17 protein-coding genes are annotated in these 13,976 nt (G+C 39.4%); all 17 read right to left on the reverse strand.

Features of this window, described 5'->3' with window-relative positions:
• Positions 1-6: 6 nt before the first annotated feature.
• Genes BUB87_RS05070 through BUB87_RS05150 form a run of 17 tightly spaced genes read right to left on the reverse strand, consistent with a single transcriptional unit; the run spans position 7 to position 13,964 of the window.
• Positions 7-492 carry a chemotaxis protein CheD gene (locus BUB87_RS05070; RefSeq protein ID WP_073342319.1) on the reverse strand — a complete coding sequence of 162 codons (486 nt, stop codon included), beginning with the start codon at positions 490-492 and terminating at the stop codon, positions 7-9.
• Positions 489-1,112 carry a chemotaxis protein CheC gene (locus BUB87_RS05075; RefSeq protein ID WP_234945962.1) on the reverse strand — a complete coding sequence of 208 codons (624 nt, stop codon included), beginning with the start codon at positions 1,110-1,112 and terminating at the stop codon, positions 489-491. Before BUB87_RS05075 ends, BUB87_RS05070 begins: the two co-directional genes overlap by 4 nt.
• Positions 1,109-1,540: a chemotaxis protein CheW gene (locus BUB87_RS05080; protein WP_073342321.1), complete on the reverse strand. Its 432-nt coding sequence runs from the start codon at positions 1,538-1,540 to the stop codon at positions 1,109-1,111. The genes BUB87_RS05075 and BUB87_RS05080 overlap by 4 nt, the downstream gene beginning before the upstream one ends.
• 15 nt (positions 1,541-1,555) lie before the next feature.
• A complete protein-coding gene (locus tag BUB87_RS05085; RefSeq protein WP_073342436.1) occupies positions 1,556-3,481 on the reverse strand; it encodes a chemotaxis protein CheA in 1,926 nt (641 codons plus the stop codon).
• Between the two features lie 11 nt (positions 3,482-3,492).
• Positions 3,493-4,098: a flagellar brake protein gene (locus BUB87_RS05090; protein WP_073342322.1), complete on the reverse strand. Its 606-nt coding sequence runs from the start codon at positions 4,096-4,098 to the stop codon at positions 3,493-3,495.
• Entirely contained in the window at positions 4,089-4,940 is an 852-nt protein-coding gene (locus BUB87_RS05095; protein WP_143156617.1) for a MinD/ParA family protein, read from the reverse strand. The genes BUB87_RS05090 and BUB87_RS05095 overlap by 10 nt, the downstream gene beginning before the upstream one ends.
• A 2-nt stretch (positions 4,941-4,942) precedes the next feature.
• Positions 4,943-5,941, reverse strand: coding sequence for a flagellar biosynthesis protein FlhF (locus tag BUB87_RS05100; protein WP_073342328.1), 999 nt, complete (start codon positions 5,939-5,941; stop codon positions 4,943-4,945).
• Entirely contained in the window at positions 5,938-7,971 is a 2,034-nt protein-coding gene (flhA, locus tag BUB87_RS05105) for a flagellar biosynthesis protein FlhA (RefSeq protein WP_073342439.1), read from the reverse strand. The genes BUB87_RS05100 and flhA overlap by 4 nt, the downstream gene beginning before the upstream one ends.
• 8 nt (positions 7,972-7,979) lie before the next feature.
• Positions 7,980-9,068, reverse strand: coding sequence for a flagellar biosynthesis protein FlhB (gene flhB, locus BUB87_RS05110; RefSeq protein WP_073342331.1), 1,089 nt, complete (start codon positions 9,066-9,068; stop codon positions 7,980-7,982).
• On the reverse strand, positions 9,065-9,826 hold the full coding sequence (gene fliR, locus BUB87_RS05115) for a flagellar biosynthetic protein FliR (RefSeq protein WP_073342333.1): 762 nt from the start codon (positions 9,824-9,826) through the stop codon (positions 9,065-9,067). Before fliR ends, flhB begins: the two co-directional genes overlap by 4 nt.
• Positions 9,823-10,092 carry a flagellar biosynthesis protein FliQ gene (gene fliQ, locus BUB87_RS05120; protein WP_073342336.1) on the reverse strand — a complete coding sequence of 90 codons (270 nt, stop codon included), beginning with the start codon at positions 10,090-10,092 and terminating at the stop codon, positions 9,823-9,825. Before fliQ ends, fliR begins: the two co-directional genes overlap by 4 nt.
• Positions 10,093-10,102: 10 nt before the next feature.
• Complete coding sequence (gene fliP / locus BUB87_RS05125; RefSeq protein ID WP_073342339.1) at positions 10,103-10,771, reverse strand: flagellar type III secretion system pore protein FliP; 669 nt, start codon at positions 10,769-10,771, stop codon at positions 10,103-10,105.
• On the reverse strand, positions 10,758-11,042 hold the full coding sequence (fliO, locus tag BUB87_RS05130) for a flagellar biosynthetic protein FliO (protein ID WP_073342341.1): 285 nt from the start codon (positions 11,040-11,042) through the stop codon (positions 10,758-10,760). The genes fliP and fliO overlap by 14 nt, the downstream gene beginning before the upstream one ends.
• 2 nt (positions 11,043-11,044) lie before the next feature.
• Positions 11,045-11,407 (reverse strand): response regulator, encoded by a 363-nt coding sequence (locus tag BUB87_RS05135; protein WP_073342344.1) that lies wholly within the window; start codon positions 11,405-11,407, stop codon positions 11,045-11,047.
• A gap of 18 nt (positions 11,408-11,425) precedes the next feature.
• The gene (gene fliY, locus BUB87_RS05140; RefSeq protein WP_073342347.1) at positions 11,426-12,553 is read right to left on the reverse strand and encodes a flagellar motor switch phosphatase FliY; all 1,128 of its coding nucleotides are present in this window, start codon (positions 12,551-12,553) and stop codon (positions 11,426-11,428) included.
• Positions 12,543-13,538: a flagellar motor switch protein FliM gene (fliM, locus tag BUB87_RS05145; protein WP_073342351.1), complete on the reverse strand. Its 996-nt coding sequence runs from the start codon at positions 13,536-13,538 to the stop codon at positions 12,543-12,545. The genes fliY and fliM overlap by 11 nt, the downstream gene beginning before the upstream one ends.
• 9 nt (positions 13,539-13,547) lie before the next feature.
• On the reverse strand, positions 13,548-13,964 hold the full coding sequence (locus BUB87_RS05150; RefSeq protein WP_073342354.1) for a flagellar basal body-associated FliL family protein: 417 nt from the start codon (positions 13,962-13,964) through the stop codon (positions 13,548-13,550).
• Between the last annotated feature and the right edge of the window lie 12 nt (positions 13,965-13,976).

Consider the following 13,976-nt stretch of genomic DNA (forward strand, 5'->3'; position numbering starts at 1 on the left):
TCAGAGTCATAGGATTTTCTCTCCATGACCGATGGTTTTTACTAAAAGGGATCCATCTTCTAAGTTGAGTTCAATGGTTCTCCCATATGTTCCCCCTACATCTTTTGCCACTATAGGTATCCCTTTTGATTCCAGCACCTTTGTTGCAGCCTCCACATTTCTTTCCCCTATTTTCATTCTTTCGTCCGTCGACCTTATCTCAAACATCCTCGCGCCACCAGCAATTTTACTGACAAGCCTTCGTGTCACTGCTCCCATTTCAATCAGCTCTTTTAAGAGTATTTCAATTGCGGTATCCGCAAATTTGGCTTTATTGAAGTTATTGCTATAGTGAGCGCTACACGGTAGCATGATATGGGCCATTCCTCCGATCTTTAAAACAGGATCATAAAGGGTTATACCCACACACGATCCCAAACCTATAGTCATAAGTATATCAGGAGCCACGGCCACCTTATAGTCTGCCATTCCTACTTTGATGCGGTTCATCAGTAATCTACCCCGAGATTTCTCATAATCTTTTCGAGGCCACCCACATCCGGAATCATGAAAATATAACCGTTTATTCTGTCATTATCTTCTAAAAAATCAGTCTCTATGTACAAGGCATAATCACCTATCTCGCCAAATTGTACAGCAGGAACACTTAAAATCGCACCGGCCATATCCATCGAATACGCAGGAGGAGTTATCGCCAATTTCAAATTCATCAATTGGGAAAGGGCATTTACATAACTGGCCACAAGGATATTAGAAACTTCAGAAATAACAGAAATCTCCATATCATCAAATTCCTCATTGACCGCTTCTGTATTCAATATCATGTTTATTATCTGTTTCGCTGAATTTACGGTTAAGACAAACAATATGTTTGCTTTAACATCTCCAGACATCTCAAAAAATACTCCTACAACTTTTTTCTCTGGATCACCTAGCAAATCAGGCACATCGCTCAGTTTCAATATCTTTACAAGAGGCGCACGCATATTCAGCCTTTTTCCCGTCATTGAAGAAAGAGCCGTCAACGCATTGCCTGTACCAATATTTCCTAGTTCTCTCAGCACGTCTAAATAAAGACTATTTAATTTGCTTATATCATCAATTTTCATCATATCACCGCTCTCTCAGGTGTCGTCAATTTGACGGTATTCAAAATGTTTATGATCTGGTTTTCATATTTTACGATACCGCTTATGTAGGCCTTATCAACCTCACTCAGATTACTTACATCTTTTTGTACTAGATTATCATCGATATCAATTATAGAAACATCGCTATCTATGAGTAAACCTATTTTATAATCCTCTCTTTTTATGATAACAATATTTTTAAAACCCGCTGACTCCTCGCTCGTAGACTGTTCTAGCGCCCTGGATAAATCAATAACAGGAATAATTTCTCCTCTCAAATTGATGATACCACGAAGATATGAAGGAGCTAATGGAACTCTGGTAATAGGCAAAATCTTTTCAATAGAAACGGCCGACTGAATATCCACTCCAAATGTGTCGCCCGATGCTTTAAAAACTACATATTTCATCAAATACACCCCCTATTACAGCAACAGTATTACATCGATAATAAGCGAAATACCACCATCACCCAGGATAGTAACTCCTGATATAAACTTGTAATCAGACAAATACTTCCCCGGCGATTTTATTACGATCTCCTGCTGCCCCAATACCTGGTCAACGACAATCCCAACCAGCCGTTCGCCTTTTCTCACCACAAACACCTGAAAATCTCCCTCATCAGATGTGCTTTCTAGTTTCAATAAATCCTTCAATTTAATCAATGGCGTGACATTTCCTTTGTATATAAATGAATCTCTGTTTCTTACCTTCTTAACCTCTTCTCGCTTTACTTCCACAATTTCGATAATTGTACTGAGGGGTACCGCATAGATCTCGCCAGCAACTTTTACCAGAAGTGCATCTATCATTGAAAGGGTGAGTGGAAAGCTCAACAAGAATGTCGTGCCTTTCCCTTTTTCTGTTATAACCTCTATGTTCCCCCCTAATTCTTCTACTTTGCTTTTCACTACATCCAGGCCAACGCCCCTTCCAGATATCTCTGTGACCTGGTCAGATGTGCTGAAACCAGGCATAAACAAAAAGTCAATGATCTGACTTTTTGTCAGGCTTTCTACTTCTGAAGCTTCTACAAGTCCACGGCTTATGGCCTTTTGCACCACTTTATCCATGTCTATACCTCGTCCGTCATCGGATACCTGGATTATGACTTTATTGCCGTCATGGTAGGCTTTAAGAGATACTGTACCCACCTCAGGCTTTCCTGCCCTCAAGCGCTCATCGGGTTGCTCTATACCGTGGTCTATTGAGTTTCTTATAAGGTGCACAAGCGGATCCGAGAGTTCATCAATAATGGTCATATCCACTTCAGTTTCCTGGCCTTCCATCGTAAATTCAATTTTTTTATTTAATGTCCTGGATAAATCCCTTACCATGCGTGGAAATCTATTAAAAACCCTCTCTATTGGCTCTACACGGAGGCTCATCACCATATCGTGCATATCCGACGTTATTCTATCAAGATAATCTAATGTCATGGCAGTCTCTTCTGTTATATCTTTCAAATACGTCCTTAACCTCGACTTGGTAATCAAAAACTCTCCAACCATATTCATAAGCGCATCCAGCTTGCCTATATCAACCCTTATAGACTTACTAAGCTTTATTGTGGTATTGTTATTTCTTTTATTAGCATCTTCTTCGCCTGCTTTAGAGCTGTTGACATATTTCAGTGGTGCTATATCCACACCCTCGATTTCAGAAATATTTTCTATGGCCTGTTTCAACTGCAATTCATCAGCTTTTGTTATAATATCGAGCAAAAGCTGATCACCCATATTCCCCTTCTCTATTTCTTCAACACCCGGCTCTGAATTAATTATATCGCCCATACCTTGCAACACATTAAACAGCACAAAAGCCCTGGCAGCTTTCAACTGACTTTCTTTAGATATACTTACATTTATTCTATAAACATTATATCCCTGTTTTAGTGCAGCCTCCACGACGTCCCTTTCATAGTCTTCGTTGGACGTTATATCCTGCCTTTTCGCCATTTGACCATTCTGAGGAGCATCATCCCCTGTATAGCGCTTTAATTCCTTTAACAATGGGGCTACATCAATGTCACCTTCTTGCGCTGTTTGCTTTATATTGTCCATAAACCTTTCGATAGCATCGAGGCAATTAAAGAGCATGTCTATGACATGACTATCTGCAGATATATGACCATTCTTTATAGCCTGCAAAAGGTCTTCCATACCATGGGTCAGATCTGCCAATCTGTTGAATCCCATAGATGCAGCCATTCCTTTTAATGTATGAGCAGATCTGAATATCTCATTTATGATGTCAGGTGATTGACTGGATTCTAAGCTCATTATGCCTTCATTGAGCCTCTCAATATGTTCTTCCCCTTCATCTACAAAGACCTGCAAATACTTCATATCCACAGTTCTCACCCTTTCGTGATTCTTTTTCTCTGATTTTCAAATATAAATTTGATTATTTTTTCTCTATCCCATTTGTCAATATTTATAAAGCAAATACCCAACTCAATACCATTATCAAGCTTATTAGACCTTATTACTTTTCCTTTCAGGTTCAGTTCATCCTTGCCCAGTGGAAGCAAGATATCGATAATATCATCTGGCTCTAATGCTGTATCTACGACCACCCTCATTCCTCCACCGCTTATATCTTTTATGATTCCATAGCGATAGTCTTCATCATCATTTTTCTTATATTTGATATCCATCACCGTTTGAAACCTATAGTACGCTCTCCGCTGTATCCTGATTATACTGCCGCTCTTTCTTATTGCAAGCCCCTCGACATTTTCTTTTTTTTCTCTAGAATCCAGCACGGCTTCAAATTCATAAATCCCATTAGGTCTGAAAAATCTCACTTTAAGTCTTTCACCTAGAGGTATAAAAACAGTATACCCTCTAGAAATAGGAACGGATATTATATACCTGCCATCGTCATAAACATCCTGCACCTGGGATATATACGTATTTCCTTCAAATGAAATCTCCAATCTCTCTCCAACGGTTAAATCCAAACCCTTTCCTCCTTCCGGAAAAAGCTCAACAACCTCTTTATCCCTCCACTCTTGCTTTCAGTTATATTAGCTACCTTTAGTGCTATATCATAGATACACCTGGCTGCATTGCTCTTGGGAAACCCTATAGCAAGTGGTTCTTGAGCTTTAATTGATTTGACCACACTTTTATCATCTAATATATACCCTAGGTTTTTAATGTCCATAGATAGAAACCTTTCAACTACACCCGATAACTTTTCTGCTATCTGCTGTCCTTCTCTGGGAGATTCAACTCTATTCACTATGAAACTGAATACCTTGTTCCCATTTATTCCTCTGATGGATTTTATCAGTGCATATCCATCCGTTATAGATGTTGGCTCGGGAGTAACAACCAGTATAGGTTCATCAGCAGCACATACAAATTTTCTTACCATTTCAGATATTCCTGCACCAGTATCTACAATGACATAGTCTGCACAATAATCCAATAGCAAAAAATTTTGTATCAAAAAATCCAGCTGTTCTTTTTTTATATCCGCCAGCTCTTCAATACCACTTCCGGCCGGAACTACTTTGACGTTTCCGGGTCCATCTACCATAATATCAAGTATACTTTTTTCCCCCCTTATAACATCCGACAGGTTATATCTAGGGTTTAAACCCATGATGACGTCTACATTTCCTAAGCCTAAATCCGCATCGACGATGACTGTCCGGTAGCCCATTCTGGAAAGAAATATGGCCAGGTTTACTGCGATATTTGATTTGCCAACTCCGCCTTTCCCACTGGTAATGGTCAATAGCCTGGATGATCTCCTCTCTTTGACTTTTCGCCTTAAGCTCTCTGCCTGATCCATAATTAATCTCCTCCCAAAATCTCCTCTACAACCTTCGCCGGATTCAACAGCTCAATATCATCGGGAACGCTTTGACCTGTTGTGACATATGAAAAAGGGGCATCTGTCAAATACCTTGTCTCCAATATACCGCAAAGATTTTCTGCTTCATCTAATTTTGTAAAAATGATCTTATATTTTAAAAAAGAAAATTCCTTAAGAATCCTGGAAATATCAATATATTTAGCTGATGAGTTGATCACCAGGTATACTTCATCTATTTTGACATTTTTAATTAGTTCTCTGAGATTTTGCATCTGATACTGGCTTCGGTGATTTCTTCCCGCTGTATCTATAAATATAATATCTTTATCCTCGAAAGACTTTATAGCAAGAGACAATTCAAAGCTATTGTCAACCACTTTGATAGGCGCACCAATCATATCTGCATAGATTTTGAGCTGTTCAGCGGCAGCAATCCTATAAGTATCAGCCGTTACAAATGCTACGTTTTTATTGTAATTTAACACATAGTTAGCAGCCATTTTGGCAATAGTAGTGGTTTTCCCTACCCCTGTAGGCCCCACAAAAAGCACAACAGTAGGCTTTGAATTCAGCTTTAGCGGTGAGGCAAAACCAATCTTTCTGATGAAATAATTTTTCAAATCGCTCGTATCCTCGCCATTCTTATACATTGCTGAGATTTCCCTTGCTACATTGGGACTGAATCCTTTCTTTAATAAATTATCATATATATTATCATCGGCATCATTCGCACTTTTTTGAACATGTATTTCTCTTTTTATAATCTCTATATCCTTTTTAATGGACCTCAAATTCAAATCATCCTGTTTATTTTCCACCGCAGCTATAACCTCGATTTTAGCCTTTTTGAATAGACCCTTTATGCCCTTTTCTCTGCGCCTCGCTGTGTAAAGGATTATGGCATCCTCCCCCAGCTCAGCTTTTATTTTCATATGTGCCTCAAGCATATCGCTTACAATATATTTTTTTATCATCATGGTACATTCACCTTCCATAGCACATTAATTGCAATTTCAGGCAATAATTCATTGTACGATAATACTGGTAAGTCCCTGAATACGGGTTCAGTGATCTGTCTAACATAGGGTCTTATTACCGGTGATGTGAGAATGACAGGCTGCTGTTCTGCCGAGACAAATTTTTTTAGTCCCTCTGCTATATTATTTACTATAGCATTGATTTTGCCGGGATCCAGTGATAAATAAGACCCCATCTCTGTCTTTTTTATAGAATCGGCAATAAGTTTTTCCAGATTTGGATCCAACGTTATAGCATAGATCTTGTTATCAACTGCATAAATACCTGTAATCGTCCTCTTAAGCGATTGTCTTACATACTCCGTCAACAGGTCTACATCCTTTACGATAGGGCTGTAATCAGCCAACGTCTCTAATATGGTCACCATATCTCTTACGGGTATTCGCTCCCTCAAGAGATTGCACAATACCTTTTGTACGTCTCCCAAAGACATATTTTTAGGTATAAGTTCATCTATCAAGGCATTATTATCCGGCCTAATATTATCTATGAGCTGCTGAACATCCTGTCTTGTCAGTATCTCATGAATATGCCTTTTTAGGACCTCTGTCAGATGCGTTGCTATAACAGATGTAGGATCGACCACGGTATACCCTGACATTTCAGCTTTTTCGATCTGCGATTGACTTATCCAAATAGCTGGAAGCCCAAAGACAGGTTCGACGGTCTTGATGCCCATAATGTCCTCTTTGGCACCTCCTGGATTCATAGCCAAATAACTATCGGGTATGACACTGGCTTTTGCAACGACATTGCCTCGAATCTTTATGGCATACTCGTTGTTACCAAGTTGTATATTATCCCTTAATCTAACCATAGGAATCACAACGCCCAGCTCCAGGGCCAGCTGTCTCCTTATCATAACAACCCTATCGAGGAGATTACCGGCCTGGTTGGCATCAGCAAAAGGTATAAGTCCATATCCAAACTCCAGTTCAATAGGGTCAACTTTCACCAGCGGCAGCACATTTTCAATTTTTTTCATCTCTTCCGCTTCTTTAGCACCTTTTGCTTGCGTTTCCTTCAATTCATTTACCTTATACGACTGTTTTAAAGTATAGCCAAGATAGCCAAAGATACCTGCCATTATAAAATTAGGCAATTTGGGTAATCCTATTAAGCCCATAGCAAACAGAAACGCTGACGCGATCATCAAAATCCTGGGCTGTACAAGCAATTGCTTTAATACATCATTTCCCAGGTTAGAATCAGAAGCAGCCCTGGTCACAATTATACCCGTGGCTGTAGATACGAGAAGTGCAGGTATCTGGGATACAAGCCCGTCTCCCACCGTCAATATGGTATACTTATTAAATACCGCTGCTATGTCCATCCCCGTATTGAAAACGAGACCTATAACTATGCCTCCTATGATATTTATAAGTGTTATAATTATACTGGCTATGGCATCCCCTTTTACAAATTTACTGGCGCCATCCATTGCACCATAAAAATCTGCCTCTCTTTGTATTTCCTGCCTCCTCCTTTTGGCCTCAGCATCATTTATAATCCCGGTATTGAGGTCTGCGTCTATTGCCATCTGTTTCCCAGGCATAGCATCAAGTGTGAACCTGGCGGCTACCTCCGCAACCCTTTCAGCTCCTCTTGTTATAACGATAAACTGTACTACGATGATAATCAGGAACACAATAAGGCCTACGACGATATTCCCTCCTATTACAAAGCTACCAAAGGCCTGTATGACATCTCCGGCATACCCATCCTTCAAGATAAGCCTCGTGCTGGATATATTTAGCGCCAGTCTGAATAAGGTGGTTATAAGCAACAGAGACGGAAATATGGAAAAGTCCAGGGATTTGTTTATAAACATGGTTGTAAGCAATATCATAATTGAAAGCGATATATTAAGCGTTATCATGACGTCCAATACGCGTGGAGGAAGGGGTATTATTATCATCAAAATGACAACAAGTATAATGACGGATACCGCAATATCCCCGTACTTCAAATTTCCATTCAACCTCTCACCTTCTTATCTCTATTTATACTATAGACAAACGCCAGCACTTCTGCAACCGCATAGTATAGCTCTTCCGGTATCATGTCGCCCACATCTACCATATTGTACAGATTTCTGGCGAGTTCTCTGTTTTCCACAATGGGCACATGATTTTTTTGGGCTTCTTCCTTTATCCTCTGGGCTAAAAAGTCCACACCTTTTGCTACCACTACAGGTGCGCTGGCCACTGAAATATCGTACTTAAGAGCTACAGCATAATGGGTAGGATTGGTTATCACTACATCCGCCTTTGGCACCTCACTCATCATCCTCTTTAATGCCATTTTGCGCTGTTTTTCCCTTATCTTAGATTTTATTTGAGGATTACCTTCCATTTCCTTTATTTCATCTTTTATTTCCTGTTTCGTCATCTTGATGCTGCGTTCAAAATCCCACCATTGATAAAGATAATCTAAAACAGATATGGCTAGAATCAGCATACCAGATTTTAGACCTATATCTACTAATGCTCTCATAAGGTAATTCATGATGTCTATTACGCTCATATCTAAGAGCTGTGGCAGCTTATTTATCTGTAACCTGATAGTACTGTAAAGCATATAACCTATCAAGGTGGTCTTCAACAAAGCCTTAATAAGCTCCACTATTCCCCTCATAGAAAAAATCCTCTTAAAACCTTCCACAGGGTTAATCCTCTCCAATTTAAATCCCAGGGTCTCACCTGTAAACACAAAACCTACCTGTCCATAGGTAAGCAGAAGACCTGTGGCAGCAATCAATATGATTATAGGCACAACGATCTTTGCTACCGCCCCCAGGATGAAGGTAAAAAATTTTTGTAAGTTAGCTACTGTATACAGGTCATGGCTATTGACTATGTATGTCGTAAGTATATCTTTTATAAAATTCTCTGTGGTCACCAATATGAACGGCAACATGGCATTTATAGCCAGTATTGATACAAGAATTATGGCCGCTGCCGTTAAATCTTTACTTTGAAATACCTGCCCTTTTTTCTTTACCTCGTGCCTCTTTTTCGGGGTGGCCTTTTCCGTTCTTTCTTCTGCAAATAATTGAAGTTTCACCGCATCAGCCTCATCATCTGAAGATTATTATAGTCTATGCTATTGAAAAGCACATCGAGCAACACGAGAAACATAGGTAGCATAAGCATTACCACCCCAAAACCTATAAGTATCTTTACAGGCATTCCATTTATAAATACGTTTAATTGAGGTACCGCTCTGGACAACAGGGCAAGGCTTACATCTGTTAAAAATATGGCTATCAAAACAGGGGCACTTATCTTGATTCCCAGTACAAACATCTCGCCAAAAACTTCTACCAGTTTTTTTATCATAGAGCCACTGACTGTCATCCCGTTGACGGGAACAAACTTATAACTTGTCACTACAGCCTCTATGAGCCTATGATGGCCATTGATCACCAGATAAACCATGAGAGATAAATAAAATACAAAATTCCCCATCAGCGGCCTGGGAGCCTGTGTAAAAGGGTCAAATACGTTGACTATACCAAATCCCAATTCCAGATCCATGATCTCTCCTGCCACATAGAGGGCATCAAACAACATCTCACTTACAAGCCCCAGTGCCATCCCGACAATAAATTCCTTAGCAATTATAAGCGAAAATGCCACAACATCATCTACAGGTTCAATGGTTATAGGAACTGACTGGCTTACAATATAAGCCAGCGAGGCAACAAGTCCCGCTTTTATGTACACAGGAATAATTTTTGAGCTGAAAAATGGCGCAAAGACAAAAAGGCCTGAAATTCTAACCAGGATATAAACGTACTTTAAGACCGCAGGCATAATCATCTTATATACCTCTGTATATTGAGTAAGAGGTCTTCAGTAAAATTTTTCATTACTGTCATCATCCACGGGCCAAAGATCAACAATACGATGGCCACAATAGCGATTTTAGGTATAAATGTTAAACTCTGCTCCTGTATCTGCGTCGTGGCCTGAAATATGCTGATAATTAAACCCACAAGCATAGACAATAGCATTATAGGACCTCCAATTAACAAGGCCGTGTACAATGCTTTTCTGGCTAGATCGATAACCGTAGCTTGATCCACTTACACCACCTCACCTAAAGCCAATGACAATAGATTTAACCACAAGATTCCAACCATCAACCATTATGAACAGCAGTAGTTTAAAAGGCAGCGATATAAGCACAGGTGGAAGCATAAACATACCCATCGACATTAATATACTGGATACTACTATATCTATCACCAGGAATGGAATATAAAGTATAAATCCGATTTCAAAAGCCGTCTTTAATTCGCTGATAATAAATGCAGGGATTAAAGCGGTGTTTGGTACCTGATCCAGCGAAGATGCCTTCTGACCTTTTATATTCATAAAAAGAGCCAGGTCGCTTTTACGCGTCTGCTTAAACATAAACTGCCGTAAGGGCTGCATAGCACGCTGATATGCCACATCCTGTGTTATCTGGCCCTTAATATACGGCTGCAGCGCATTCTTATTTATATCCGCTGCCACAGGGCTCATGATATAAAATGTCAGAAAAAGCGAAAGCCCTATAAGTACCTGGTTCGGCGGGATTTGTTGTGTGCCCATAGCGTTTCTCAAAAATGAAAATACCACAATTATCCTCGTAAAAGACGTCACCATTATCAAAATAGACGGTGCAAGGGTTAATACAGTAAGCACCAGCATAAGCTGTATAGCCGTTGACATGTTGCCGGGATTATCTAAAATATTCTTTAATAAACTAAAACTGTTCATCTCTGTCACCTGTGTAATGAATATCTTTTGATTCTCTCAATTCTGATATCAATCTTATGTTGCTGTTTGTAACCCCAATAAGGAGGCGTTTACCTTCTACCTCAACCAACAGCAACTGCCTGTCCTGACCTACCTGCACAACATCCAGAACCTTTATATATGTGCCTTCAACTTTACCAAATCCCTTTTTCTTTAATAACAGCAGGATAAAATACGCTATGGCTATTACTATCCCAAGAGAAAATATTGTCCACAAAATCTGTAAAAGCATGTTCAACTCCCTAATATCTTTTTCACAGCCTCAATTACCCTGTCATGTTGAAAGGGCTTTACGATAAAATCCCTGGCGCCAGCCTGTATCGCTTCTATAACCATAGCCTGCTGACCCATAGCTGAGCACATGACGATCTTTGCATTTGGATCTATAGCTTTTATAGCTCTTACCGCCTGTATACCATCCATCTCAGGCATGGTTATATCCATTAATACTAGATCAGGTTTTTCCTCTTTATACTTTTCCACTGCCACAACACCATTTTCAGCTTCCACAATTGACTCATAACCATTTTTCTTTAATATATCCTTAAGCATCATCCTCATAAAAACTGCATCATCCACAACGAGAATCTTCTTCATATCCCCTCAACCTCCATTTTATAAAATTTCAGTAATTCTAACACCAAAATTTTCATCAATAACAACCACTTCGCCTTTTGCCACATTCTTCCCATTTACCAGTATATCCACAGGTTCTCCCGCCATCTTATTCAACTCTATAATAGATCCAGGACCCAGTTCCAATATCTCTTTTATGAGTTTATGGGTTCTACCCAATTCTACAGTCACCTCAAGCGGCACATCCTTTATAAGCGTAATTTTATTAGAAATATTCTCTACTCGCTCATCTTCCAGTTCCTGAAATTTCACCGGGGAAACCTTTACTGTTTTGTCACTGCTCTTTATAGCATTATTGGATTTTTCTGTAGATGTAATTGCCTCCTTCTCCTCCGCTTTTGAAGGCCTCATCTCAACATCGTCAATCCTTTTATAAGTGCTCTCCTCCGCCGCAGAACCTGTTTCTTCAGCTGTTGACTCTGGTGACGATTGGCTCTGTTGGCCACTTAAAAGTTTTTCAACAAGAGCTTTAGCGAAATCCAAAGGCAATAATTGCATGATTTCGCTCTTAATTATATCTCCTACTATCATCTTGAAAGATATTCTGACAATTTTTTGCCCATATATAGGGATATCTTTTATTTCATCAGAGTCAAAATTGACCACATAAACCTTGGGTGGCGATATATTAATTTTGGTATATAACATATTAGAGAGGGACACAGACGCAGAACCTACCATCTGATTCATAGCTTCGCCTACTGCACTTAATACTATCTCCGATAATTCCATATCTGCATTGGTACCATCTCCACCCATCATAAGATCGGCTATTTTCTTTGCGTCCTCTATTTTCAAAATTAACATGGTAAATCCTTTTAAGCCCTCAACATACTCTACCAGTACTCCTACATAAGGTATGGCGTATTCACTTCTAAGTTCGTCCCATGTCATCACCTTAACCTGGGGTGTGGTTATGGACACCTTGTTTCTGAGCAATGTATAAAGGGTAGTGGCAGAGGTACCCATGCTTATATTTCCTATTTCACCCAGAACGTCTTTTTCCTGGTCCGTCAAATCTTCAACTGGTGCTGAAGAATTTTGCTCACTGTTTACTGCTTTAAGAAGTGCGTCAATTTCCTCCTGGGACAGCATATTATCGTCCATCGTCTTCACCTCCTTCAATAATTCCTGTAATCTTTACAGCAAGCTTTTTTTTGTGTAAGCCTGGTCTTGCCCTAAATTTTGGTTTGCCATCTACCATTATTATTATATCGTCATTTGCACGGTTGTCCAACCTGATTACATCTCCCACACCCAGATCTATAAAATCGGATACACTAATATGAGTGCTGCCCAAAATAGCCCTGATATCTATATAAGCTTTTTTTATGCGATTTTCTATCTTCTCAACAACCCATTGGTCTGCAACTTCGCTGCTCCCTGAAAACCACGACTTTGCGGTTAACTTGGGCACAATAGGCTCGATAACCACATAGGGTATACAAAAATTGATAAATCCCTCTTTTTTACCTATTCTAACATTTATGGGGACCACAACAACTACTTCATTATGTGAAACTATCTGTATAAACTGCGCATTGGTCTCTATCCTCTCTACCTTCGATTTTACATCAACCATCACCTGCCACGCATCGTCGAGTATAATAAGGATCCTGTTGATTACCTTGCGCATGAGTGCTAACTCGATCTCCGAGAAATCTCTCTCAATAACAGAACCTTCACCATTCCCGCCCAATATCCTATCGACCATCGTGTACACCGTGTCATTATACACTTGCATTATAATAGACCCTTTAAGCGGCGCAAAATCTATTATCGCAAAAAGAGCCACATTGGACACCGCCGCTATAAATTCATAATAGGTTATCTGTTCTGGGGTATTTACTTCCATCTCTACATTGGTGCGAAGATAACCTGACAAAAAAGTAGAAAGAGATCGCGAAAAATTCTCAAAAATAAAGCCTATTGTCCTCAGCTGTTCTTTTGAGAGTTTATTAGGCCTTCTGAAATCATATACCTTTAACGCGTGCTCTCTTTGAATGTTCTTAGCTTCATTTATGTCCAGTTCTCCAGACTTCAGAGCATTGAGGAGTTCATCGATTTCGCTCTGTGACAATATCTCTGCCATAAAATTCACCTACTGTACTATAAAATTATCAAAATATACATTGACGATTTTACCCTTTTGTAAAATCTCATTTATCTTTGAAAGTATCAGCTTTCTCATCCTCTCCTGTCCTTCTGCTCCGGATACCTGGGTTGATGTTTGACTCCTCAAAATAGATATAATAGCATTTCTGATCACCGCATTCTTTTCTTTAAGCTCGTTCTCAACTTTTTTATCCGCAAACTCCAGTTCTATATTCACCTTTATATACCTGTTTGCATCCTTAAGGTTTGTTATAAGATCGCCCTCGAGAACATAAAAATAGGTTTGAGGTTGGATATTGGCTTTTGCTGCATTGCCCGTATTCTGCATATACATAAAATAAGCAAAACCACCGGCTATTATCATGAGCAGTACTATTATTATTACAAGATAAACATTCTTCATATTATACAACCG

Source organism: Caldanaerobius fijiensis DSM 17918, assembly GCF_900129075.1.
GTDB classification, from domain to species: domain Bacteria; phylum Bacillota; class Thermoanaerobacteria; order Thermoanaerobacterales; family Caldanaerobiaceae; genus Caldanaerobius; species Caldanaerobius fijiensis.

Excerpts from the sequence above, each read along its gene's own strand:
- fliP (WP_073342339.1), bottom strand. The coding sequence starts at position 10,771 with ATGAACAGTTTTAGTTTATTAAAGAATATTTTAGATAATCCCGGCAAC.
- BUB87_RS05080 (WP_073342321.1), bottom strand. The coding sequence starts at position 1,540 with ATGAAATATGTAGTTTTTAAAGCATCGGGCGACACATTTGGAGTGGAT.
- BUB87_RS05150 (WP_073342354.1), bottom strand. The coding sequence starts at position 13,964 with ATGAAGAATGTTTATCTTGTAATAATAATAGTACTGCTCATGATAATA.
- BUB87_RS05085 (WP_073342436.1), bottom strand. The coding sequence starts at position 3,481 with ATGAAGTATTTGCAGGTCTTTGTAGATGAAGGGGAAGAACATATTGAG.
- fliR (WP_073342333.1), bottom strand. The coding sequence starts at position 9,826 with ATGATTATGCCTGCGGTCTTAAAGTACGTTTATATCCTGGTTAGAATT.
- fliM (WP_073342351.1), bottom strand. The coding sequence starts at position 13,538 with ATGGCAGAGATATTGTCACAGAGCGAAATCGATGAACTCCTCAATGCT.
- BUB87_RS05100 (WP_073342328.1), bottom strand. The coding sequence starts at position 5,941 with ATGATGATAAAAAAATATATTGTAAGCGATATGCTTGAGGCACATATG.
- BUB87_RS05075 (WP_234945962.1), bottom strand. The coding sequence starts at position 1,112 with ATGATGAAAATTGATGATATAAGCAAATTAAATAGTCTTTATTTAGAC.
- BUB87_RS05095 (WP_143156617.1), bottom strand. The coding sequence starts at position 4,940 with ATGGATCAGGCAGAGAGCTTAAGGCGAAAAGTCAAAGAGAGGAGATCA.
- fliY (WP_073342347.1), bottom strand. The coding sequence starts at position 12,553 with ATGGACGATAATATGCTGTCCCAGGAGGAAATTGACGCACTTCTTAAA.
- fliO (WP_073342341.1), bottom strand. The coding sequence starts at position 11,042 with ATGCTTTTACAGATTTTGTGGACAATATTTTCTCTTGGGATAGTAATA.
- BUB87_RS05135 (WP_073342344.1), bottom strand. The coding sequence starts at position 11,407 with ATGAAGAAGATTCTCGTTGTGGATGATGCAGTTTTTATGAGGATGATG.